The following is a 23,818-nucleotide window of genomic DNA, read 5'->3' as shown; positions in this document are numbered from 1 at the left end:
TTCAAATCTCCGTTCGGCATTTTGTAATGCCAGTCATGCACTTCAGCCCTGAATTGGGCAACAATATCTGATTAGGCTGTAATAACCATCAAACGCGAATTTCGGTCGTGAACTCTTCCATGCTGCGCGCCTTGACCGCATCCCAGTCCCAGTCAATGCCGATTCCAGGCTCCGCCGGTGCCAAAGCATAACCATTCTCGATCCGCATCTGAGTTTTGGTAAGGTCATCAAGTTGGGGAATATACTCGACATATTTTCCGTTCTGAACCGCGCATGTCAGGCTGACATGCAGTTCCATCAAGAAGTGCGGGCAGACGGGAATGTTGAAGGCTTCCGCCGCATGAGCCACTTTCAGCCAAGGTGTGATGCCGCCAATACGCCCTACATCGACCTGAACGATGGAGCAGGCACCCTTTTGCATATATTCGCGGAAATGCCGGATCGAATAGAGCGATTCGCCAACCGCCACTGGCGTTTGCGTAGAAGCGGACAGGCGCACATGGCCATCAATATCATCCGCCGGCAGCGGCTCTTCCAGCCAGGCCAGATCAATATCGCGCAGCACATGCGAACGGCGAATGGCTTCGTCGAGAGAAAAGCCCTGATTTGCATCCGTCATGATCTCAAATCCGGAACCGACAGCATCACGCACGGCTGACAGGCGATCAAGATCTTCAGACCCATGCGGACGGCCGATCTTGACCTTGGCGCCCTTGAAACCCTTCGCCTTGGCTTGCAGCGCGTCATCGACAAGCGCCTGCTTTTCAATATGCAGCCAGCCGCCTTCGGTTGTGTAAAGAGGGCAACGATCCTTTGCCCCGCCAGCCAGCTTCCATAGTGGCAGGTTCTGCTTTTTGGCCCGCAAATCCCACAGAGCTATGTCAATAGCTGCGAGTGCAATCGCGGTGATTGCACCGATGGTGGTCGCATGTGTCGCAAATTCAAGGTCATGCCAGATCGCCTCGATCTGATCCGCATCCTTGCCCAGCAGTCGGGGTGCCAGATGGTCGGAAAGCAGCCGCATGACTGATGAGCCACCCGTCCCGATCGTGTAGCTATAACCCGTACCCACAGCGCCATCGCTATCGGTAATCGTAACGATTGGGGTTTCCTGACTGACAAAACTTTGGATTGCATCCGTCCGCAGCACTTTTGGCGGCAGATCAACCATCCGCAGTTCCACGCGCTGGATTTTTGCCAAGTTATCCTCCCTCGGGCTTTGTATATCTACCCTTATACTTTATATACCCATATATGGGAACTTCATTCATATACAAACATTTGCACGGTGCATCGTCAAGCGATGAAAGCACTTCCATCCTCTCATCTTCTTCGTATAAGCCTAGACAACAGGAATTCCAGGAAAAGTGGGAACTGTTTTTCCGTTTGGAATTGCGTAAGAATAAATAGCCAGAGCGCAAGGCCGTTCACCGAAAAGCAGAAGCGCTCCAAGGGGTATTCGCATATGACTGAAGATGAAGACAGTGACCGCTATCGCGCGCCCGCACTCGACAAAGGTCTCGATATACTTGAACTGCTTGCGGGCATTGATGGCGGCGTAACACAGGCCGAGATAGCCAAACGCCTTGGCCGCAGCCCCAACGAGTTTTATCGTATGCTCGATCGGTTGGTCCGCCGCGGCTACGTAACCCGGCTCGAAGGCGATCGCTATTCGCTGACACTCAAGCTTTTCGGTCTTGCACAGTTACACGCGCCTGTTCGCCGGCTCGCGGCCTATGCAACACCTTTGATGCGCGACCTTGCCGTTCAGTCCAAGCAAGCAAATCATCTATGTGTGTTTGATCGCGGTGCAGTGGTGGTGGTGGCCCAGCAGGAAGCACCGGAATATTGGGGCATCTCGATCCGCGTTGGTTCGCATATGAGCCTGCTCAATACCGGCTCCGGCCACGTGCTGATGGCATTCCGCTCGCCGGAAGAGCGTAGCCTGATGATCGCAGAATATGAACGCCATGTGGATGATAATTCGCAACCCGATGATTATCGTGACCGGTTGAACATGATACGCGAGCGCGGCTATGAGATCATGCCCAGCGCCCAGACGGGCGGAGTCTTCAACGTCTCAGCTCCAGTGCTCGGACCGGATGGCCGCGCGATTGCCGCGATCACCTGCCCCTATATTCAAGTCCTCAATGTTCCTGAAGCGCCCGATGTTGATCAGGTCTGTCAGATGGTCGTGACTACAGCAAGAAAGCTGTCGGAACTGTCAGGCGCCGACGTAGGGCAAGCCTGATTGGAGAAATCAATGACGACCAGTGAATTGATCGACACCCATTTGCATCTCATTGACCAGTCCGCCTTGTCCTACCCTTGGCTATCCAGCGTACAAGCGCTGAACCGTGATTTTCTCTACGAAGAATATGCGCAGCAGGCACTTCGCGGCGGCATTACCCGGGCACTGCATATGGAAGTCGATGTTGCAGTCTCTGATATTGAGAGCGAAACGAGCAACGTCGCCAAATTATCAACGCGCGAAGGAAACTTGATTGCGGGAGTGATCTCTTCTTGTCGCCCGGAAGATGAGGGCTTTGCTGCCTTTCTTGATCGGCAATTGGCTAATCCGTTGGTCAAGGGATTCCGCCGTGTTCTCCACGTCATGCCCGACGAACTTTCTGAACAGCCGCTGTTTCGCGAGAATATAAAGCTGCTTGGGGGTACTGGTCTGTCATTCGACCTATGCGTTCTGCCCAGACAGATCGATAAAGCCATTGCCCTTGCCGACCTTGCTCCTGATGTTCAGTTCATTCTTGATCATTGCGGCGTTCCCGATATCAAGGGGGAAGCCTTCAAGCCATGGCAGGCCGGAATTACCGAGATCGCAAAGCGCGCCAATGTCACCGCGAAGATATCGGGCGTGGTCGCCTATGCCGATTCTGAAACATGGACTGTTGCGACGCTTGCCCCTTACGTCAACCACATCATAGCCAGCTTTGGTTTTGATCGTTTGGTTTGGGGAAGTGACTGGCCGGTTTGCACATTGGGTGGCGGACTTGCCACATGGATCGCTGCCACACATGCGCTCGTGTCTGGCTGTAGCGAGAATGAAAAAGCAAAGCTGTTCTCACAAAACGCCAAGCGTATCTGGAGCCTGTAGCATTCACTTTTTTGTAGGTCAGAACCTCATTGTTTTGGCTTGCCTGCCGGGCACCGCCGCTTTACCTGTAAAAATCAGAAGAGTCGTGTGCAGGAGAGACGATGGCAGTCGAAGCAAGTGGCCCAGATTTATTAAGTGTTGTCGTTCTGCTCGGTGCAGGCGTGGTCGCTGTTCCCCTGTTCAAACGGCTCGGATTAGGGTCGGTTCTTGGCTATCTTGCCGCCGGTCTGGTTATTGGCCCGTTCGGCCTGGGTTTCTTTTCCGACCCGGAAACCATTCTGCATGTGGCAGAACTTGGCGTTGTTATGTTCCTGTTCATTATCGGACTGGAAATGCAACCGACCAAGCTTTGGGGTATGCGTAACGAGATCTTTGGTCTGGGTGCATTACAGGTCATCGTCTGCGCGCTTCTTCTTACTGGCGTTGGCATTGCAACCGGCTTTCCCGTTGCCGTCTCTTTCGTTTCGGGCGCAGGTTTCGTTCTGACCTCGACGGCTATCGTCATGCAGTTGCTGGAAGAACGCGGCGATATCGCATCTGCCAAAGGTCAGCGAATGGTGTCGATCCTGCTATTTGAGGATCTGGCGATCGTACCGCTGCTGGCACTGGTTGCCTTCCTTGCGCCGATCAGCACCACAGAGGCTGGTGGATTGCGTTGGCTCGATATTGGCATTGGGATCGGTGCAGTCGCAGGCCTTATCATTGCGGGGCGTTACCTGCTCAATCCGCTGTTTGGTCTGCTCGCCATGACGAGAGCCCGCGAAGTCATGACTGCTGCGGCACTGCTTGTCGTGCTGGGCGCGGCTCTGGTGATGCAGGTCAGCGGGCTTTCAATGGCCATGGGGGCTTTCCTTGCAGGGGTACTCCTGTCCGAATCGACATTCCGGCATCAGTTGGAAGCAGATGTCGAACCGTTCCGTGGCATTTTGCTCGGCCTTTTCTTTCTTGCTGTCGGCATGTCACTCAATCTGGCAGTGGTTGCTGCCAATTGGCAAATGGTCATCTTCTACGTTGCAGCCTTCATGATCGTCAAAGCAATCGCGATCTATGTCGTCGCTCGCATGCTCAAATCGTCCCATCGTGAATCGCTGGAACGCGCTATTGTCATGGCTCAGGGTGGTGAATTTGCCTTTGTGCTTTATGCGACAGCGACTGCGGTCGGTATTCTCGATGGCGAGTCCAATGCGATTCTGACGGCGATTATCATTATCTCCATGGTCCTGACACCGCTCGCGATTATCGGTATGCGCTACATCTTGCCCGCCGAGAAACAGGGGTTGGAAGACGTTGACATGGCGGAAGGACTGAAAGGCAGGGTCTTGGTTATCGGCTTTGGCCGTTTCGGTCAGATTTCCAGCCAGCCGCTCCTGCTTCGCGATGTCGACGTATCGATCATCGATAATGACATCGAAATGATCCGGGCTGCGGCACAGTTCGGCTTCAAGGTTTATTACGGCGATGGCACACGCCTGGATATCCTCCACGCAGCGGGTGCTGGGCGCGCACAGGCTGTGCTGATCTGTGTCGACAAGGCAGAAACGATCCTGTCGATTGCTCATCTCATCAAGGCCGAGTTTCCCCTGGTGCAGATATATGCTCGGTCATTCGATCGCGGCAATGCAATCGAACTGATTAAAGTGGGTGTTGAATATCAAATCCGCGAGACCTTTGAGTCAGCGCTTCTGTTTGGGCAAACAACCTTGGTCGGTCTAGGCGTCGATCCTGAAGAGGCAGCAGAGATCATCCGCGATATTCGCCAACGTGATGATGAGCGCCTCGACCTTCAGCTCGCTGGCGGTATACACGCAGGCAATGACCTTATGAAGGGCAATGCGCCGGTTCCCGGCCCATTGATCAAACCGCGTCAGTCCGGACGGGCATTGAGCGAGGAAACCGCGAGCGTCCTTCCCGTTGCCGCATCGGTGGACGCAAACTGAGCAGGCCAAGGGAGTAGATCCATGTCGCAATCACAAGTGTCGAAAATTACTGAAGTCACTGATTTTTGGCGCGAGGCGGGGCCTGAAAAATGGTTTGAGAAAGACGAGGCCTTTGATGCTCTTTTCCACAAGAGCTTTCTTGAAGAACATTTTGCCGCGGCAAGGCGGGAATATGAAGCATGGGTGGAAACTGCTGAAGGTGCGCTGGCGCTTATGATCCTGCTTGATCAGTTTCCACGCAATTGTTTCCGCAATACCGGTCATATGTACGCGACCGACGAGCTTGCGCGCTATTATGCAAATCGGGCGCTGGAACAAGGTCATGACATTTCCGTTGCGCCGGAATTGCGCGCATTTTTCTATCTGCCTTTCATGCACTCGGAGGATGTGGACGACCAACGCCGTTGCGTAGAGCTTTGCAGTCACGGTTCTCCGGCAAATGTTGAATATGCCAATGATCACTATGACATTATTCAACGTTTCGGACGCTTTCCCCATCGCAACGTCATATTGGGCCGCGATACCACCGAGGAAGAACGCGCGTTTCTTGATGCGGGCGGATTTGCCGGTTGAATATCTGCCGCTGTATTTGGCTTTGTTGCCGCACGCCACTTGAACCAAACGTGCGGGACTGCCATTATATGCCTATCTGGCACCGACACATTCACAATTTTAGCCAGTGAAACAGGGACTGACCGCGCGCATCAATGCCGGACGATCAATCTGAAGAGCCGGACTTGCGAAGCAGGCTGACCCTGCACGCGCAGCGTCAGCACCGAAAACCCGCCAACCTCCCTTATTTTGAATTTGCCAGCGCCGCCGGTGGATTTCTGCTGTTTTTGACAGCCGGTCTGCTCGCCGCGCCACGCTCTCATTTTATCCGCTAACAGGACCCGACTTCCCGATGGATCTCACATTACAATGGATTGCCGACCCCAATGCCTGGATCGGTCTCGCGACGCTCGTCGTGCTGGAGATCGTGCTTGGTATCGACAATCTTGTTTTTATTGCCATTCTTGCGGACAAGCTTCCACCGCATCAGCGCAACAGGGCGCGTCTTGTTGGCTTGTCGCTGGCGCTTATCATGCGGCTAGCATTGCTCGCTTCTATCTCTTGGGTCGTCACCCTCACAGAACCACTATTCAATCTTGCAGGATTTGCATTCTCCGGCCGCGATATCATTTTGATCGTTGGCGGCGTGTTCCTTCTGTTTAAGGGAACGATGGAGTTGCACGAGCGGCTGGAGGGAAGTCTTGCGGCTAAGGAAAGCAATGCTGTCCACGCTGTATTTTGGCAGGTCATCGCGCAGATCGTCGTTCTGGATGCCGTGTTTTCGCTCGATAGCGTGATTACCGCCGTTGGTATGGTCAAGCATCTCGAAGTCATGATGATCGCAGTCATCATCGCGGTCGGCGTGATGATGCTCGCTGCAAAACCATTGATGAACTTCGTCAATCGCCATCCGACAGTGGTTATTTTGTGCCTTGGCTTCCTGATGATGATCGGTTTCAGTCTCATCATTGAAGGTTTCGGCTTTCATATTCCAAAGGGCTACCTCTACGCGGCCATTGGCTTTTCGGTTCTTGTGGAGGCTGCAAACCAATTTGGTCGCCACAATCGCGAAAAACGCATCACCACGATGGACCTGCGCGATCGCACCGCTGGTGCTGTTCTGCGACTTCTCGGCGGCGGTCGTGGCAGTGATGCGCCTCACTCAGACACGCTCGATGTCATAGCTGAACATTCTGCTGCGTCAGATGTCTTCCATCCGGAGGAAAAGGAGATGATCCGCGGCGTCCTTGATCTTGTCGAGCGACCGGTGCGCTCAATCATGTCGCCACGCAATGAAGTGGAGTGGCTGGATCTCGATGAAACCAATGAGGAGTTGCTCGCCGAAATCCGCACTCTGGCACACAGCCGCGTTGTGCTTGCCCGTGGACGCGTGGATGATTTTGTTGGCGTCGCTCTCACCAAGGATTTGCTGTTCGCAATTCTGGATGGCGGCAAGATCGATTGGGAAAAAGTTACACGTCAACCACTCATCCTGCATGAGAATGCCAATGTTCTGCGCGTCATGGAACAGCTTCGTGGTTCAACGGTTCAGATGGGCGTTGTCCTTGATGAGCACGGGTCGTTTGAAGGCGTGGTGACACCAACTGATATTCTGGAAGCAATTGCAGGTGATTTTCCGGAAGAGGGTGAAGAAAGCCCAATTCTCGAGCGATCCGAAGATGGCAGCATGGTTGTGGATGCCTATATCGACATCCGCCGCTTAGGTAGCCTCATTGATCGTGATCTGGTCGATGACGGCGACCGCTACACCACGCTCGCCGGCTATATTCTTTGGAACCTCGGACATATCCCAACGACAGGCGAAAAACTGACCGTCGATGATTACGAATATGAAATCGTCGAGATGGATGGCCGCAATATTGGCAAAGTGCGGATCAGCTCAACTTCGGCCTCGGCTCTTTTTATTTAGAGGCTTTTTCGCAATCGCAAGTCATAGCCTCTTCCGAGCACTGATGTCCTTCCCCCGAAAGGGAAGGACTATCGCAATTGAATCTTTTGGTTTGAGCAGGCTTCGCCTGCTGATCTGAGACATCAAAATTCATAAGTTTTGACGCCAGATTCTGCAGATTCCCCAAGCGCAATCTCACTTGCCGGACCTCAGGAAGCCTGCCTCATCCAGCTTGGGAAAGGGTCCAGCAACCCTTCCCATTCATGCGGCGTGAACTCATCTGTATCAAGCAGACAGGCATCGAGTCGCGCGCGGATTTCAGCTTCATCCATGGGATCAACACCGATGAACACCAGTTCCTGACGACGATCACCCCAAACCGGATGAAGATAAGGCTTCATGGCGTTCATCCACTCCGGACTGTCCGGCCAACGGCTTTTCGGTACTGATGACCACCAAAGCCCGCGCTTTTCCGATCTGACCAACGCACCTGCCTGGCTAAGCTCCCCGACATGATCCGGCCGTGTCGCAAGCCAGAAAAAGCCTTTGGCGCGAATGACGCCAGTCCAGTTTGAGTTGATGAAATCCTGAAACTTTTGCGGATCAAACGGGCGGCGTTCGCGATAGACAAACGAGCGAACGCCATACTCTTCCGTTTCGGGTATGTGATCGGCGAAATTGTTTAATTCCTTATACCAAAGTGGATTTTCTTGCGCCTTGTCGAAATCAAAAAGACCGGTGTTCAGAACCTCTGCAAGATCAACCTTGGCAAAATCCGTTTCAATTACCTTGGCATCCGGATTTAGAGCCCGAATGATTTTCCGCGCAATATCACGGTCATACATGGAGGCAGACGATATTTTGTTCAAAATGATAACATCGGCAAATTCGATCTGATCTACGAGTAGATCCACCAGCGTCCGATTATCCTCATCACCCAACGATTCACCGCGATCCTTGAGGAAATCGCTGGACGCATAATCTTTCAGAAGGTTGGCCGCATCAACGACAGTTACCATCGTGTCGAGGCGTGAGATATCTGACAGGCTCATGCCGTTTTCATCACGGAAATCAAAGGTCGATGCCACCGGCAATGGCTCGGATATACCCGTTGATTCGATCAGCAGATGGTCAAATCTGCCCTGGCTTGCCAGTTGCCGCACTTCCGCGAGAAGATCATCACGCAGGGTGCAGCAAATGCAGCCATTGGTCATTTCAACCAATTGCTCTTCCGTCCGCGACAGGTTTGCACCGCCATCCCGGATGAGCGCGGCATCAATATTCACCTCGCTCATATCGTTGACGATAACCGCGACGCGGCGACCATCACGATTATTAAGAATATGATTGAGAAGTGTGGTCTTGCCTGCTCCGAGAAATCCCGAAAGCACCGTCACGGGCAAGCGATTGGCTGTTGCTGTGTTTTGCATGGCTTTAGCCTTTCCAAAAAGAAGCCCACGCGCTGTTCAGGCACGCGGGCGTAAGATTTATTCGTGAACTTCGCCCGACCCGCCTATGGCCACGACATTGTAAGGAGTGCCTTCAACGGGCATGTCGCGAGACTTTTCCAAACGTGCAGCATCGACAACCTGCAACCGGCTTTTCAGTGGGTCGCTGACGATGATATCGTCACCCGCGACAGCGATGCGTGGCCGTGGCAGATTCCAATGCCCATCCATGCTGTAGGGCTCTGTCAGTTGCAGCGATTTTTCAATCTTGCCCGCAATGACATCCAATTGGTGCAGTTGCCCATCTTCGGTAAAGACATAGGCAAAGCGCGGACGCACGGAATCGACAGCAAAATGCACGCGCCGGGCGGGGAGCTCTATCAGGCGGAATGCATCTTCAGCGGTTGGATCGATCAGAACCACTGCCTGTGGCCCGTAATTGCCAAGAAAGTATTGCAATCCTCTGCCACCAACGAGCGTAGAGGATTTCCCCTCCGGCAATGATTTCGAATAGTCGAGATGCTCAATTTCCGGGCCGTCATTTCCGGATCGTACGAGAAACAAACCAGATTTGCAGGCTATGGCAACAATACTGCCTGATGCCGCTTCGCCGTGAAGATCCGGGCAATTGTACAGCTCTCCCGACACTGCATTATCCGCTCCGGCGATGCGCACACCGACGGGCAATTCCTTGACCGACTCCGTCGGATGCGGTTCGGATACGAGAACCTTGTCTTTGAAGGCAACCGCAACCCCATGATGTGGCGAGGCCACCTTTACTTCCCGAGTATCGGCTTTCTCGCCCAAAACCTCAGATTCTTTAACAATCTTGACCACCCCGTCACCATCAAAGAACAAGGCGATCTGCCCATGATGATCGACAAAGTGCGATGGTTTCTTTCCGGCAAAGCTCAAATCAAGTAGCGAAGGCTGTTCTATTTTCAGATCGCCATGGTCCCCATGGTCATCAATGGAAATACCGGTTGAGATGACCGAAAATTGCCCGGCATCACGCTCATTCGCAAAGACCAGACGACCACTTTCGCTCCTCGAAAGGCTGGCTGGTGCTTTCATCTTGAATGTGTCCAGAACGTCGCCAGTCTTGGCATCCAGAGCGCGTACAATAGGATCGGCCTGATCGGCGACGAACAATCGCCATGCCGTTTTTCCCTCGGCCGAGGCAGGGACCGTCAGCAAACCGGCTGCGATAGCCAGAGACGAAAACACAAGTAAGTGCCGTGTCATGAGCTTTCTCCAATGTAATAACATAACATTCCAGGGCAAAAGAAAAGCGGAGTTCCGCTCCGCTTTTCTCGCCTCTCTATTAGCTGCCGAGAATGGCTTTCTTGAATGTAGCGATATTGTGCTGCATCAATTCGATATAGGTGCCGGCGCCATCCTCAGGCTTGGACAATGCATCCGAGAACAACGAACCGCCTACTTCGAGTTTCGTTTCGCTGGCAATCTGTTCGATCAAACGCGGATTGGTGATATTTTCGACAAAGATTGCCGAGGCCTTGTCTTCCTTGATCTGTTTGATCAGGGCAACGATATCAGCCGCAGAGGCTTCCGAATCCGTGGAGATGCCTTCCGGCGCCAGGAATTTAAGGCCATATTCGTGTTCAAAATAGCCGAATGCATCGTGCGAGGTGATAACGAGGCGCTTGTTTTCCGGAATTGAGGCAATTGCAGCCTTCACTTCCGTCTCTGTCGCGTCAAGCTTCTTGGTGTAGTCGGCAGCGTTCGCCTTATACGTATCGCAATGGGCAGCATCAGCCGTGCAGAAAGCATCGGCAATATTCTTCACGTAAATCTTTGCGTTGCTGATCGATTGAAAAGCATGCGGATCATAAGCACCGTGGTCGTGTCCTTCATGGCTATGCGCTTCACCCTCATGGCTATGCTCTTCACCTTCGTGCTTGTGCTCTTCGCCGCTCGCATGATCATGCTCTTCTTCACTGCTTTTCAGTGGGTCAATGCCCTTGGTCAGCTCGACAATCGGTGCCTTGGTTGCACTTGCTTCGACAAGACGCGGCAAGAATCCTTCAAAGTTCAAGCCATTGACAAGCACCACATCGGCCTTGGCCACGGCCGCAGCGTCGGATGGCTTCGGCTCATAGACATGCGCATCACCATCTGGACCGACCAGCGTCGTCAGATCGATCTTGTCGCCGCCGACATTCTTGGCAAAGTCGGAAATAATGGAGAAACTGGCAACCACTTTGATATTTTCCGCAGAAGCTGAGCTATAGGCCGCGCTCAGTAATAGTATAACATTCAAAGCGCCGGCAAGTTTAAGAGTTTTCATCATGGTCTTCTTTCCTTGGTTTTAAGCGGTTCTGTGACGATGTGGGCGCAGGCGGCTTTGTAGAACACCGCTTGATCCCAATATGATGGAGCAAAGATAAACTGTACCCGCAGAGAGGATAATGGCCGGTCCGGATGGTACCGAAAAATGATAGGAGACCAAAAGACCGCCAACGCATGAAGCAAAGCCAATAGCAATTGCGACGGCGCACATCGGCCCCACGCGAGCAGTCCAGAAGCGGGCAGCTGCGGCCGGAAGCATCATCAGACCCACTGCAAGCAAGGTGCCCAGAGCCTGAAAGCCACCAACGAGATTTATCACCACCAAGCCGAGAAATATAAAATGTACGGGCGTGCCAATGCGGCTGACCGAGCGTAGAAAAAGCGGATCAAGACACTCCGCCACCAGTCCTCGCCAGAAGATGGCCAGCGTCACAATACTGATTGCACAGATAAGGCCAATCAGACCAAGCGCATCATTGTTGAGCGCGAGTACCGTACCGAACAGGACATGCATCAGGTCGACATTTGACCCGCGCAGCGAGACGATCAAAACGCCCAGCGCCAGCGATATAAGATAGAAGGCTGCCATCGAGGCATCTTCTTTCTGAATCGTAAAGCGCGAAACTGCGCCCGCCCCCAAAGCGACGATGGCGCCGGCAACCAACCCGCCAATTGTCATCGGCACGATCTGCAACCCAAAGAGCAGGAACCCGACCGCTGCACCGGGCAGGATCGCATGCGCCATCGCATCACCGGTCAGACTCATACGTCGCAACATCAAGAAAACACCGACAGGGCACGAGCCAAGCGCCAAAGCCAGCGAACCCAGCAATGCGCGCTGCATGAAACTATAGTCCACAAAGGGAGCGATCAAAAAATCATACACGCTATGCCGCCCCCTTTTTTATGTGGTCATGGGGCTCGCCGTGATTATGGTTATGACGATTCAACTGATCCTCGTCGCACCATGCGGCACCTTCTTCCCATGCTTCGTGGAATTGACGTGCATGGAGGAGATTTTCCGGTCGCAACGTGTCGCGGGAAGAGCCCCAAGCGATTGGCTTTCGAGCCAGAAGCAGAGTTTCCGGGAAATGCTCCTTCACCAGTTCCAGATCATGCACGACAACCATGATGGTGCGATTTTCGCCATGCCAGCGCTTGATGAGGCCGATCAGATCAGCAACAGTTTTCGCATCAATTGCATTGAATGGCTCGTCCAGCAGAATGATATCGGCGTCCTGAACCAGAACACGCGCAAACAAAGCGCGCTGCAATTGCCCGCCGGACAAAGTGTCAATCCCGCGCTTTTCAAAACCACCAAGCCCCACCGCCATCAGCGCCTTTGAAACGCTTGCCCGGTCCTCTTTGCTAAACCGGCCCAGCAATCCGCGCTTTGGCCATAGACCAAGCGACACAAGGTCAACCACACGTGCGGGGAACGATCGGTCAAGTTCCGACTGCTGCGGCAGGTAAGCAATCCGCATGCCTTTCTCAACTGTGCAGGAGCCGGACATGGGTTTCAATACACCTACAATGCCCTTCATCAGCGTGGACTTGCCAGAGCCATTCGATCCGACAACGGCTGTCAAAGACCCTCGCGCGACAACTCCGCTCAGGTGATGCACTGCCGGATGGCTGTGGTAACCCAGTGTAAGGTCACGGAATATCAGACTTGGTTCAGTCATGAAGGCAAAACTCATTGAAAAGCCGGATTTACTGAAAGCCTTCTCGGCAAATTCTTGACGTCTTCGTATGTGATGTTATTACATTAGTCAACAATGGCAAATTTGAGAACAGTGGAAATAGAGCGGAGAACATTCAAATGGAACCAGTTCTGTTTGAATGTTCTCCGCTCTAAATGACGCACTGGCGGTTCATCAAAAAATTTCCTATCTAGTACGAAGATAAAAGGAACAAGCGAATATGCCGGCTACCCAGGAATTAACCAAGAACCAGTCACTGGTTTTCGACGCGTTGACACGCGCCGACGGGCCGCTGAGCGCTTACACTATTCTTGACCAATTGCGGGACAACGGTTTCCGCGCGCCGCTGCAGGTCTATCGTGCGCTGGATAAACTCCTCGATTATGGAATGATCCACCGGCTGGAAAGCATCAATGCTTTCGTGGCCTGCTCCCATCCCCACGATCACAGCCATAGCCATGGCATGACAGCATTCGCGATTTGTGAGAAATGCGGTCAGGTTTCCGAATTTTCAGACGATATGATCACCGCCCGTGTCCGTGAGTGGACGAACGGCAATGGTTTCAAGCCTTCCAAAACAACGATTGAGATTCGCGGCGTCTGCGCCAGTTGCGGCACCGCCTGAGCATTTCAGCGCTTGCCATAGGCTCTCAGAAACACATCAACACCCGCAGTAACTGTCTTGTTGATCTGTTCTTCGGTCGGCGCCTCTGCCATGCAGCCAAACAGACGGCGCTTGAACAGACCCGTCATCATCAGATCCGACAATTGGTAGGTGGCAAGGTCAGTATCCTCAATCTCCAGATCGCCCGCGGCAACGTGCTTTTCCAGAAATGCTTTCAACATTGCCTGCCCTTTCTTCGGGCCCTGCTCGTAAAAGCTCTGGCTCATTGAGGGCATGCGCTCGGCGACGCCGATAACGACGCGCTGTGCACGGATCACCACATCGGATGTTACCTTGACAGAAAGCGCCTTGCCAAACGCGATGAGCGCATCACGCAGCTCATGATCGCCCTCCAGCGCTGAATAAATACCGCTGAACAGCTTGTCGCGATAACCGATGCAAAGCTCCAGGAAGAGTTCCTCTTTGCTATCGAAATAGACATAGATTGTCCCCTTCGATACGCCTGCCTCGCGGGTAATGTCATTCATGCTGGCTGCATCAAAGCCCATCGTGGAGAATACCCGGTCGGCACCCTCCAATATTTGCTGACGCTTGGCCGGATCTTGCCCGGCAGCCAAACGGCCTTGCCTTTCATCGCCTGATAGCACTGCTTCGATCGCGATGGCGGTGGCGGTGGCGGTGGACAATGGCGTCGGACAGGCCTTCGTGGATGACATTCTTGTTTTGTTTCCTCTTAATTGTTCTTTTTTCGAACCAATCGGTTCGATCCCCTTGATATGCGCTTTCAATTGCGCTATGTCAACGATCGAACCGATTGGTTCAATCAGTTTATGGCTGAATATCCGTAGAAAGAACCCCCAATGCCTGCGTCCAAAGCAATGAATGAAGCTGACATCCGTCAGTTCCCGGCTCCAGTTTCAAAAACAGAAATGCCAGCGACTGCGGAAGCACCGCAACGTGACGCTGGCACAGAGTTAAAGACATCAGAACCTCCCAAGCGCTCCCGCAAGCGACTGATATTGACTAGTCTACTGGTCGCAGCACTCGCTGGCGGCGCCTATTTCGGTTATGAATATTGGACGACGGGCCGCTTCATGGTTTCCACGGATGACGCCTATATCCAAGGCGATATTACTGCAATCGCTCCCAAAGTAACCGGCTATATTGATACAATCAATGTCGTCGCCAACCAACGCGTCAAGGCCGGTGATCCGTTGATTACGCTTGATAATGGCGACTACACACTGGCTGAAGAACAAGCCGAGGCGCAGATCGCCACACAGAAGCTTTCACTTGACCGCATCAAAGCACAGACCGAGGCAGCAAAAGCCTCGCTTGCCGAGGCACAAGCCGGAAAATTGAGTGCTCAGGCGGTGCTGACCAATGCGCAGGCCGCATCTTTACGGGCCAATCAGTTGCACGCAACGCGGTTTGCCTCGCAGTCGACGCTTGATGATGCAACCGCCGCATTGGATCAGGCAAAGGCCAATCTCGCATCAGCCGATGCAAAGATTGCCAGCGCCGTCGCCAATGTCGGCGTTCTCGAGGCGCAGTATAAGGAAGCTGAAGGCACTATTGCCTCGCTCGAACTCGCGAAAGACAAGGCAGCGCGCGACCTCAGTTTTACCGTCATCCGCGCGCCGGTCGATGGTGTCATTGGCAATCTTGCTGCCAAGAAGGGCGATCTTGTCAGCCCTGGCCAGCGTTTGGCTGCGCTCGTTCCTGTCAGATCGCTCTACATCGATGCAAATTACAAGGAAACGCAGCTTCGTGACATAGCCGTGGGTGAAAAGGTTCACATTCGGGTTGATGCGCTTGATGGCGATATATTTGAAGGCACGGTCGCTTCGATTGCACCTGCATCCGGCGCCGTCTTCTCCCTTCTTCCTCCGGAAAATGCCACGGGTAATTTCACCAAGGTCGTGCAGCGTGTCCCTGTGCGCATTGCCTTGCCGGAAGACATCTTGGCAAGCGGTAAATTGCAGGCAGGCCTTAGCGTGGTTGTCGACATCGATACACGGACGGCTCCAGCCAAGTAAATCCGGTTTCGGAATCGGAAAGGGCGACGATTATGGCAAATGCAACGACAGCGGCCGGCGGTCCGGGCGCTCCAGCCATTTCGGAAGATAAGATTGATCCGAAGAAAGCAGTCGCCTTTCTGGCGATGGTCTTCGGAATGTTCATGGCAATTCTCGATATTCAGATCGTCTCGGCATCCCTAGCCGAAATTCAGGCTGGCCTTAGCGCCAGCGCTGACGAAATTTCATGGGTCCAGACCTCTTATCTGATTGCCGAAGTCATCATGATCCCCCTGTCCGGCTTTCTGGGGCGGCTGGTTTCGACACGCATTCTGTTCTCGGTATCTGCGGCAGGTTTTACCGCCGCCAGCGTGCTTTGCGCCACAGCGACAAATATTGACCAGATGATCGTTTATCGTGCCATCCAGGGCTTTATCGGCGGTGGCATGATCCCCAGTGTATTTGCAGCGGCCTTTACAATTTTTCCACCATCCAAACGCTCCATTGTCTCGCCCATGATCGGCCTTGTGGCGACTTTGGCCCCAACAATCGGGCCGACAGTCGGAGGTTATCTGAGCCATGCTTTCTCATGGCACTGGCTGTTTCTCGTCAATGTTATCCCCGGCATCGCCGTTGCCATTGCTGCATGGAATCTGATCGACTTCGACAAGGGAGACCGTTCCCTGTTGAGCAAGTTTGACTGGTGGGGCCTCGCCGGTATGGCAGCCTTTCTCGGATCGCTGGAATATGTGCTGGAAGAAGGCCCGCGCAATGATTGGCTGCAGGATCATGCTGTCTATTATTGCAGCATCGTCATGGTCATTGGTGCTATCATATTCTTCTATCGTGTCTTTACCGCCGAACAACCAATCGTCGACCTTTTTGCTTTCAAAAATCTGAACTTTGCTTTTGGGTCAGCCTTCTCCTTCGTCCTTGGAATTGGCCTCTATGGCCTCACCTATATCTACCCGGTCTATCTGGGACAGATCCGGGGCTATGACGCCTTGATGATCGGTGAAGCACTGTTCGTCAGCGGCCTCGCCATGTTCATGACCGCACCCATAGCCGGTTTCCTGTCCGGTCGGATGGATCCGCGCATCATGATCATGATCGGCTTTATCGGTTTTGGTGCGGGCACCTGGACCATGACACATCTTACGGCAGACTGGGACTTTTACGAATTACTTGTGCCACAAATTCTACGTGGCTGTTCGCTCATGCTGTGCATGGTGCCGATCAACAATCTTGCCCTCGGCACTTTGCCGCCCGCTCGTCTGAAGAATGCCTCCGGCCTGTTTAATCTGATGCGTAATCTAGGCGGCGCGGTCGGACTGGCTGTGATCAACCAGATCCTCGCTGATCGCGGTGCGCTGCACTATGCCCAGCTTTCCGAGAATGTGCGTTGGGGGAATCCTGAAGCGGAGGATTTGATGAACTCCATGTCGAAGAACTTCGCCTCGCATGGACTGGATGGGCCAACGGCCGCCCTGAGCAAGATTTCAGGCATGGTTCATCAACAGGCCTCGTTGTTGTCATTCATGGACGTCTTCTACATCCTGACATTGCTCTTTATATCACTGGCAATTTTCGCCATGCTGATGCGCAAACCCGGCGCGCCCGCACCTGGAGGTGGCGGACACTAGGCTCCGGACCTAGAGCAAGTTTTGTTTATATAGAGTCATTCTGCCGGAGGGAATTCGCGGACAAGATCGAGGGATTTAGCGAGGCCGATGTTTATCCATCGGACGAGACTGAAGCCCGATGGAATTGGTCCGAATTCACCCGGCCTTTTAGGTTTCCGGCTGACGGCCAACCACTTTGTCAGGCAGCTTCGTCCGATGGAACCACATCGACCTCGCACCCTTCCGCGTGGATTGTCTCGTCATCGGAGAAACAGAATTGGCTCTATATAGACAAAATTTGCTCTAGTTCTGCCCGCCCCGCATCTTTGCTCCGGCAAGGGGCAAATTAACTTAGTCTCCTAACTTGTTTTGCCTGCTGCATTGCCTGGTACTCAAGCTCTGGCTGTCATAATTTTACCAATTCGCCCCTTATCAAGCCAGAATTGGCGTCCCAAACAGTATTTTTGTCGTTATTGAAGTAATTTTGAAATGATTGAGAATACTCAGGAAATTTAGGCTTTCGCTGAATTGCTAAGCCGCCGAAAAAGTGGTTCACTTATCCCCACTGCTCAGGGAAAGTCTGTTCACCGGCACGTTTCACAGGTCTGTCATCCAACTGACATGAGAGGTCTGTATCGGGTGCCGGATCGTCGGACAAAGAGCCAATGACGTATCGCTCAAAAAAGGGGTCTAAAATGGTAGGTTACACAAAACGCTTGGTGGCGCTGTCGACTGCTGTGCTTTTCGCCAGCACGGCAATTTCCTTGGCCGAAGCTCCGGCTGAACTGGTTGCGGCTGCAAAGAAGGAAGGCACGCTCACCACAATCGCCTTGCCGCATGACTGGTGCGCCTATGGCGATGTAATAGCTGGTTTCAAGGCAAAGTATGGCATTGAGGTCAATGAACTGAACCCGGATGCGGGCTCGGGTGACGAAATCGAAGCCATCAAAGCCAACAAAGATAATAAGGGCCCGCAGGCTCCTGACGTCATCGACGTCGGCTTTGCTTTTGGCCCATCGGCAAAGAAAGACGGCCTGACACAACCTTACAAAGTATCGACCTGGGACTCCATTCCTGACAATGTCAAGGATGCCGAAGGTCATTGGTACGGCGACTATTACGGCGTTCTTTCCTTTCAGGTAAACACCGACATCGTCAAGGAAATCCCGAAAGACTGGGCTGATCTGCTCAAGCCTGAATATGCCAACTCCGTTGCTCTGGCTGGTGACCCGCGCGCTTCCAATCAGGCAATCCTCGCTGTCGGTGCCGCTGGTGTTTCAACCGGAGCAGCTTATGGAACGGCAGCTGGTGAAGCAGGTCTGAAATTCTTTTCCGACCTCAACAAGGCTGGCAACTTCGTTCCGGTTATCGGCAAGACCGGCACATTGGCGCAGGGTGCGACACCGATCATCATCAACTGGGATTATAACGCGCTTTCCGGCCGTGACACACTCAAGGACAATCCGCCTGTAGAAGTCGTTGTTCCAGCCTCCGGTGTTGTTGCCGGTGTCTATGTTCAGGCCATCAGCGCTTATGCACCGCATCCAAATGCTGCAAAGCTCTGGATGGAGTATCTTTATTCTGACGAAGGTCAGCTGACATGGCTTAAGGGCTATTGCCACCCGATCCGGTTCAATGATCTTGTAAAGAACAACAAGGTGCCAAAGGAATTGCTCGACAAGCTGCCTCCCGCAGCTTCCTATGAAAAGGCAATCTTCCCGACTCTCGATGAACAGGCAGCTGCCAAGGACGTCATCACTACGGGATGGGACAAGACCGTAGGCGCCAACGTCAAATAATACAGGATAGAAATCCCCGCGGGTCACCGCGGGGATTTTTCCATCATGATTAGGGTCCGGACCCTAAGGCAGTCTTGCTGCGTTGCCTTTGCATTACTTTGGCAAGCGCTGAACATTACTTTATCGAACGGTTTCGAATACTCATGAGTGCAGTTACAAAACAAGACATTTCACCACCACTGCCGCCGACGGCGCCAATCCCGCCAATGGTGAATGAGCGCAAACGTGTGTCGCTCGACTGGCTTGGCGTTATGCCATTCATCATTTTTGCGGTCTTGTTTTTGATATGGCCAACGATCTATCTGGTTGCCGGAGCCTTTCAGGATAGTCAGGGCAATCTGACACTCACGAACATTATAAACCTGTTCCAGCCGTCCATCATGGATGCTTACTGGATATCCATCAAGATTTCTCTTGCTTCGGCAATTCTCGGTGCAGCCATAGGCTTTTGCGTCGCCGCGGCGGTCACACTGGGAGGGCTTCCCGCGTGGATACGCTCACCGCTCATGACATTCTCCGGCGTTGCTTCCAATTTTGCCGGCGTTCCTCTGGCCTTTGCCTTTTTGGCGACGCTGGGACGAACCGGTCTTGTCACGACATTCCTCTATAATGTTTTCGGGTTTAATCTGTATGCCAATGGCTTCAATTTGCTCAGCTTCTGGGGTCTGACAATCACTTATCTCTACTTCCAGATTCCACTGATGATCCTTATTATTACGCCGGCATTGGATGGCCTGAAAAAGGAGTGGAAGGAAGCAGCGCTCATTCTTGGCGCAACGGGCCCGCAATATTGGCGCATGGTCGCTTTTCCGATTCTCTGGCCGGCACTGCTGGGCACCATGCTTCTGCTGTTTGCCAATTCGTTCGGTGCTATTGCGACTGCCTATGCACTGACTGGCTCATCCCTGAGCATCGTGCCGATCGTGCTCTTCGCCCAGATCCGCGGTGACGTCTTGCAAGACCCTCATTTAGGCTATGCGCTGGCGTTCGGCATGATTGTTATTACCGGCGTTTCCAATGGCATTTACATCTGGATGCGCGCACGCAGCGAACGGTGGCTTAAATGAAAACCAATCGTTTCTGGTCATGGATCGCGCTTGCTTTTGGCATCATCTATTTCGTAGTGCCACTTATCGGCACCTTGGAATTTTCACTGCGCATGCGTCGCGGCGTATACTCGCTCGACGCCTATTGGGTTATCCTCAGCGATCCGCGCTTTCAGGCCACCTTCGCCTATTCCATCGTCATGGCGCTGGTCACCATCGTCGTTGGTATTGTGCTGGTTGTTCCCACAGCCTATTGGGTACGCCTGCGGCTCCCCGGCTGGCGTCCGTTCCTTGAATTCATCACGCTGCTGCCGCTTGTTATTCCGGCGATTGTCGTCGTGTTCGGCTATATCCGCCTTTATAACACCTCGTCATTCCTGCCTTTGACCGGCTCTGCCATGGGCACGAATATATTGCTGGTCTTCGGTTATACGATGCTGGCGCTCCCCTATATGTACCGTGCCGTCGATACGGGTCTCGGCGCCATCGACATCCGCACCATGACGGAAGCCGCAGAGAGCCTTGGTGCAAGCCGGATAAAGATCATGTGGAGCGTCATCCTTCCCAATGTTCTGGTTGCCGTGCTTTCCGGCGCCTTTCTCACCTTCGCCATCGTTATTGGCGAATTCACCATGGCTGCGCTGCTCAATCGTCCTGCGTTTGGACCCTTCCTGCAGCTTATCGGTGCAAACCGCGCCTATGAGCCCGCTGCGTTGGCTGTCATTTCCTTTGCAATCACTTGGGTTTGTATGGGTCTCATTCAGGTCGTCACCCGCCTCAATAAATCCCTCGCCGCCACCAAGCGCTAAGACCGGATAGAAACAATGTCATTTCTCACAATCAGCCATTTAAAAAAGAATTTCGGAGCGACTACAGTCGTCCATGACTTTAATCTGGATATAGAGCAGGGCGAGTTTGTTTCCTTCCTCGGCCCAAGCGGTTGCGGCAAGACCACAGTGCTACGCATGGTAGCCGGCTTCGAAACGCCGACATCGGGCACGATCAGTATCGGCGGTCAGGACGTGGTGAACCTCAAACCGAACCAGCGCAATATCGGCATGGTGTTTCAGGCCTATGCATTATTTCCCAACATGACAGTGGCACAGAACGTCGCTTTCGGGTTGAAGGTTGCCAAGAAACCGCAAGCGGAAATTAATGCCACCGTGCATGAAATGCTCTCATTGATCAAACTCGATCATCTGGCGGACCGCTATCCTTACCAGCTTTCAGGCGGCCAACAGCAGCGTGTCGCGCTTGCCCGCGCGCTGGCTACAAAGCCACAGGTGCTCTTGCTGGACGAACCCCTGTCCGCGCTTGACGCCAAGATTCGCGTTTCACTACGCGAGGAAATCCGCGCCATTCAACGCGAGCTTGGTATCACCACCATCTTCGTAACACATGATCAGGAAGAAGCGCTGTCCATCTCAGACCGTATTGTCGTCATGTATGAAGGCAAGGCCGAACAGGTCGGCGCGCCATTCGAGATTTACAACCATCCATCATCGCGTTTCGTCGCTTCGTTCGTTGGCACCTTGAATACGCTTGACGCCACTGTTCGCGATGCTGCAGCCGGAATTATTGCAATTGATGGCAAGGATGTGATGATTGGCCAGAAGATTGCCAATCACAAGGTCGGTGACAAAATTTCTCTAGCCGTGCGCCCTGAAGCTGTCAGCCTTGGCGAAGCAACCGACAAGCGCGAAACCACCCTGGACGGCAAGATCAACAGCGTGCATTTCCTTGGCTCGGTCATCCGCATCCGCGCGTCCCTCGGCGAAAACACCGTCTCCTTCGACACGTTCAACAATCCGAGCGCGCCTCCCCCGTCACCCGGCGAAAGCGTGAAAGTCAGCCTTGCCGCAAAGGACATGCTGCTCTTGGGGCAATAGGAACTGCCTGTATCCAAGAATGGTTTCTATGATGAGGTCTCGTCCTTATGTCCAGTTACCTACTTTCGTCGTAAATAACTGAACAGCGACATCATTATAAAAAAGACCGCAAACTGTACACCGAACGTCCATAGCGATTCTTCAACAGGTTGATCGGCTTGCCACAGAACAATTGTGAGCCAAGCCGACAGCATAAGGCTTTCGATAAGCCAGAATGTCAAAACGTCAAGGAATGGCTTTGTGAGAAACAGCGACAGATCAGGTGTTTCTCTGCACAAACCTACAGCCCACACGATCCAGATCAGGGAAACAAGGGCCTTTATCAGGATGATATTATCGGGCTCGCCTGCGTAGTAAAACCAGCTTGCTACGACCATAGGAAAACCTACGCAAACTGCAAACTGTATCCACCTTGGCAAAGTCTTGTCAGCCTCATACATGAGCGCCCTCTGGCTCCACTTTAAAACAACTGCTGTAACATTTGCTTTGTCACAAAAATATACGACTTTCGTCGAGGCATTAGAGCCTTTCTTGCTTAAATAGAAGCAGTTCTGTTTCTATTTAAGCAAGAAAGGCTCTAAGTATCCGAATGCAAAAAGGGCGCCGTTTCCAGCGCCCTTTTAATTTGACTCTCAAGACTCGCTTTTGGGCTATCCCTTGATTGCCTCGTCCAGCAGCTTGAGCGCTGCTTGTTTGGTCAGTTCGACAGGGTTGCCTCCCGCCGTTGGATCGACAATTGCCATATCGGCAATCAATTCCTTGCGCGCATCATCCATGTCCAGATCCTTGATCAGACCCGGCAAGGTATGCGGAACTTTCAGCTGGGTGCGCAAGTCCAAAATCGCCTTGGCAAAACCGTCAAACCCGCCCTTGATACCGATATAATTGGCGAGCCGTACGATGCGCTCTTCGATAGCGCCGCGATTAAAGGCGAGCACATAAGGCATGAATACAGCATTGGTCATACCGTGATGCGTGTCATAGAGCGCGCCAATTGGATGCGACAGCGAATGGATTGCGCCGAGCCCCTTCTGGAAGGCAGCTGCGCCCATGGCTGCCGCGCTCATCATATGCGCACGCGCCGTCAAATCGCTGCCATTGACATAGGCATTAGGCAGATTCTCGAAGACGAGCCGAATACCCTCAACGGCAATGCCATCGGCCATGGGGTGATAGCCCGGTGCGCAATAGGCTTCGAGACAATGGGCCAAGGCATCCATGCCTGTACCCGCAGTAACAAAGGCAGGCATACCCACAGATAGCTCAGGATCAGCGATAACAATTGCCGGCAGAAGCTTGGGGTGAAAAATCACCTTCTTGGTGTGCGTCGCTTCATTGGTTACAACGCCCGCGCGGCCAACTTCCGAGCCGGTTCCAGCAGTCGTTGGCACGGCAATAATCGGCGCGATCACATCGCTATTGGCGCGGGTCCACCAATCACCAATATCCTCGAAATCCCAGATTGGACGCGTCTGCCCTGCCTGAAAGGCGATCAGCTTGCCAAGGTCCAGCGCCGAGCCGCCACCAAATGCGATGACGCCATCATGTTTGCCCTCTTTGAACACTGCGATACCCGCCGTCAGATTGGATTCAACAGGATTGGGCTTCACATCCGAAAAGACGCCATAGGGAATTTTGGCATCGTCCAGAATTTTCAACGTGCTTGCCACGACCGGCAGTTTGGCCAGCCCCGGATCGGTAACGAAAAGCGGATTTTTGATCCCGGTCGCTTCGAGAACTTCCGGCAATTCCTTGATGCGCCCTGCGCCAAAACGCACTGTGGTGGGATAGTTCCATTTGGAAATAAGCTGGCTCATATTATGTCTCTACGGTTGGCATATTGATCTT

The 23,818-nt window shown here is 53.1% G+C and carries 22 protein-coding genes; 13 read left to right on the top strand and 9 right to left on the bottom strand.

Annotation, left to right across the window (positions count from 1 at the left end; translation table 11 throughout):
• Nucleotides 1-88 precede the first annotated feature (88 nt).
• Nucleotides 89-1,201, bottom strand: coding sequence for a mandelate racemase/muconate lactonizing enzyme family protein (locus tag ACYJL1_RS06635; RefSeq protein ID WP_460897592.1), 1,113 nt, complete (start codon nucleotides 1,199-1,201; stop codon nucleotides 89-91).
• A 264-nt stretch (nucleotides 1,202-1,465) separates the two neighbouring features.
• Here ACYJL1_RS06635 and ACYJL1_RS06630 point away from each other — a divergent pair, with 264 nt between their 5' ends.
• The 6 genes from ACYJL1_RS06630 to ACYJL1_RS06605 all read left to right on the top strand — a co-directional run bounded on the left by ACYJL1_RS06630 (nucleotide 1,466) and on the right by ACYJL1_RS06605 (nucleotide 7,531).
• Nucleotides 1,466-2,251 (top strand): IclR family transcriptional regulator, encoded by a 786-nt coding sequence (locus ACYJL1_RS06630; protein WP_460897591.1) that lies wholly within the window; start codon nucleotides 1,466-1,468, stop codon nucleotides 2,249-2,251.
• A 12-nt stretch (nucleotides 2,252-2,263) separates the two neighbouring features.
• Nucleotides 2,264-3,112 (top strand): amidohydrolase family protein, encoded by an 849-nt coding sequence (locus ACYJL1_RS06625; protein WP_460897590.1) that lies wholly within the window; start codon nucleotides 2,264-2,266, stop codon nucleotides 3,110-3,112.
• Nucleotides 3,113-3,213: 101 nt separating this feature from the next.
• Nucleotides 3,214-5,049 (top strand): monovalent cation:proton antiporter-2 (CPA2) family protein, encoded by a 1,836-nt coding sequence (locus tag ACYJL1_RS06620; protein WP_460897589.1) that lies wholly within the window; start codon nucleotides 3,214-3,216, stop codon nucleotides 5,047-5,049.
• A 21-nt stretch (nucleotides 5,050-5,070) separates the two neighbouring features.
• On the top strand, nucleotides 5,071-5,622 hold the full coding sequence (locus tag ACYJL1_RS06615) for a DUF924 family protein (protein WP_460897588.1): 552 nt from the start codon (nucleotides 5,071-5,073) through the stop codon (nucleotides 5,620-5,622).
• Between the two features lie 134 nt (nucleotides 5,623-5,756).
• Entirely contained in the window at nucleotides 5,757-5,936 is a 180-nt protein-coding gene (locus ACYJL1_RS06610) for a hypothetical protein (RefSeq protein WP_460897587.1), read from the top strand.
• A 17-nt stretch (nucleotides 5,937-5,953) separates the two neighbouring features.
• A complete protein-coding gene (locus ACYJL1_RS06605; RefSeq protein WP_460897586.1) occupies nucleotides 5,954-7,531 on the top strand; it encodes a TerC family protein in 1,578 nt (525 codons plus the stop codon).
• Between the two features lie 188 nt (nucleotides 7,532-7,719).
• Here the strand turns inward: ACYJL1_RS06605 and zigA are convergent, their stop codons facing one another.
• The 5 genes from zigA to aztA all read right to left on the bottom strand — a co-directional run bounded on the left by zigA (nucleotide 7,720) and on the right by aztA (nucleotide 12,953).
• Complete coding sequence (zigA, locus tag ACYJL1_RS06600; protein ID WP_460897585.1) at nucleotides 7,720-8,940, bottom strand: zinc metallochaperone GTPase ZigA; 1,221 nt, start codon at nucleotides 8,938-8,940, stop codon at nucleotides 7,720-7,722.
• A gap of 57 nt (nucleotides 8,941-8,997) precedes the next feature.
• Complete coding sequence (aztD, locus tag ACYJL1_RS06595) at nucleotides 8,998-10,203, bottom strand: zinc metallochaperone AztD (RefSeq protein WP_460897584.1); 1,206 nt, start codon at nucleotides 10,201-10,203, stop codon at nucleotides 8,998-9,000.
• A 79-nt stretch (nucleotides 10,204-10,282) separates the two neighbouring features.
• Entirely contained in the window at nucleotides 10,283-11,269 is a 987-nt protein-coding gene (gene aztC / locus ACYJL1_RS06590; RefSeq protein WP_460897583.1) for a zinc ABC transporter substrate-binding protein AztC, read from the bottom strand.
• Nucleotides 11,270-11,287: 18 nt separating this feature from the next.
• A complete protein-coding gene (gene aztB, locus ACYJL1_RS06585) occupies nucleotides 11,288-12,112 on the bottom strand; it encodes a zinc ABC transporter permease AztB (RefSeq protein ID WP_460897958.1) in 825 nt (274 codons plus the stop codon).
• A 43-nt stretch (nucleotides 12,113-12,155) separates the two neighbouring features.
• Nucleotides 12,156-12,953 carry a zinc ABC transporter ATP-binding protein AztA gene (aztA, locus tag ACYJL1_RS06580; protein ID WP_460897582.1) on the bottom strand — a complete coding sequence of 266 codons (798 nt, stop codon included), beginning with the start codon at nucleotides 12,951-12,953 and terminating at the stop codon, nucleotides 12,156-12,158.
• 238 nt (nucleotides 12,954-13,191) lie between these two features.
• Between aztA and ACYJL1_RS06575 the strand changes: the two genes are divergently transcribed.
• Complete coding sequence (locus ACYJL1_RS06575; RefSeq protein ID WP_460897581.1) at nucleotides 13,192-13,596, top strand: Fur family transcriptional regulator; 405 nt, start codon at nucleotides 13,192-13,194, stop codon at nucleotides 13,594-13,596.
• 5 nt (nucleotides 13,597-13,601) lie between these two features.
• On the opposite strand, the gene ACYJL1_RS06570 is transcribed toward ACYJL1_RS06575, so the two are convergent.
• Nucleotides 13,602-14,312 carry a TetR/AcrR family transcriptional regulator gene (locus tag ACYJL1_RS06570; protein WP_460897580.1) on the bottom strand — a complete coding sequence of 237 codons (711 nt, stop codon included), beginning with the start codon at nucleotides 14,310-14,312 and terminating at the stop codon, nucleotides 13,602-13,604.
• Nucleotides 14,313-14,456: 144 nt separating this feature from the next.
• Between ACYJL1_RS06570 and ACYJL1_RS06565 the strand changes: the two genes are divergently transcribed.
• The 6 genes from ACYJL1_RS06565 (at nucleotide 14,457) to ACYJL1_RS06540 (ending at nucleotide 21,970) form a co-directional block, all read left to right on the top strand.
• The gene (locus ACYJL1_RS06565) at nucleotides 14,457-15,635 is read left to right on the top strand and encodes an HlyD family secretion protein (protein WP_460897579.1); all 1,179 of its coding nucleotides are present in this window, start codon (nucleotides 14,457-14,459) and stop codon (nucleotides 15,633-15,635) included.
• 32 nt (nucleotides 15,636-15,667) lie between these two features.
• The gene (locus tag ACYJL1_RS06560; RefSeq protein ID WP_460897578.1) at nucleotides 15,668-17,257 is read left to right on the top strand and encodes a DHA2 family efflux MFS transporter permease subunit; all 1,590 of its coding nucleotides are present in this window, start codon (nucleotides 15,668-15,670) and stop codon (nucleotides 17,255-17,257) included.
• A 674-nt stretch (nucleotides 17,258-17,931) separates the two neighbouring features.
• Nucleotides 17,932-19,035, top strand: coding sequence for an ABC transporter substrate-binding protein (locus ACYJL1_RS06555; RefSeq protein WP_460897577.1), 1,104 nt, complete (start codon nucleotides 17,932-17,934; stop codon nucleotides 19,033-19,035).
• Between the two features lie 206 nt (nucleotides 19,036-19,241).
• Nucleotides 19,242-20,102: an ABC transporter permease gene (locus tag ACYJL1_RS06550; protein ID WP_460897957.1), complete on the top strand. Its 861-nt coding sequence runs from the start codon at nucleotides 19,242-19,244 to the stop codon at nucleotides 20,100-20,102.
• Nucleotides 20,099-20,890, top strand: coding sequence for an ABC transporter permease (locus tag ACYJL1_RS06545; protein ID WP_460897576.1), 792 nt, complete (start codon nucleotides 20,099-20,101; stop codon nucleotides 20,888-20,890). Before ACYJL1_RS06550 ends, ACYJL1_RS06545 begins: the two co-directional genes overlap by 4 nt.
• A gap of 15 nt (nucleotides 20,891-20,905) precedes the next feature.
• Nucleotides 20,906-21,970, top strand: a complete 1,065-nt coding sequence (locus ACYJL1_RS06540) for an ABC transporter ATP-binding protein (protein WP_460897575.1) — start codon at nucleotides 20,906-20,908, stop codon at nucleotides 21,968-21,970.
• 59 nt (nucleotides 21,971-22,029) lie between these two features.
• Here the strand turns inward: ACYJL1_RS06540 and ACYJL1_RS06535 are convergent, their stop codons facing one another.
• A complete protein-coding gene (locus ACYJL1_RS06535; RefSeq protein ID WP_460897574.1) occupies nucleotides 22,030-22,347 on the bottom strand; it encodes a hypothetical protein in 318 nt (105 codons plus the stop codon).
• 273 nt (nucleotides 22,348-22,620) lie between these two features.
• Nucleotides 22,621-23,787: an iron-containing alcohol dehydrogenase gene (locus tag ACYJL1_RS06530; protein WP_460897573.1), complete on the bottom strand. Its 1,167-nt coding sequence runs from the start codon at nucleotides 23,785-23,787 to the stop codon at nucleotides 22,621-22,623.
• Nucleotides 23,788-23,818: the final 31 nt, after the last annotated feature.

It is taken from the genome of Phyllobacterium sp. K27 (assembly GCF_054796155.1).
This window is presented reverse-complemented; position numbering and strand designations above follow the sequence as displayed.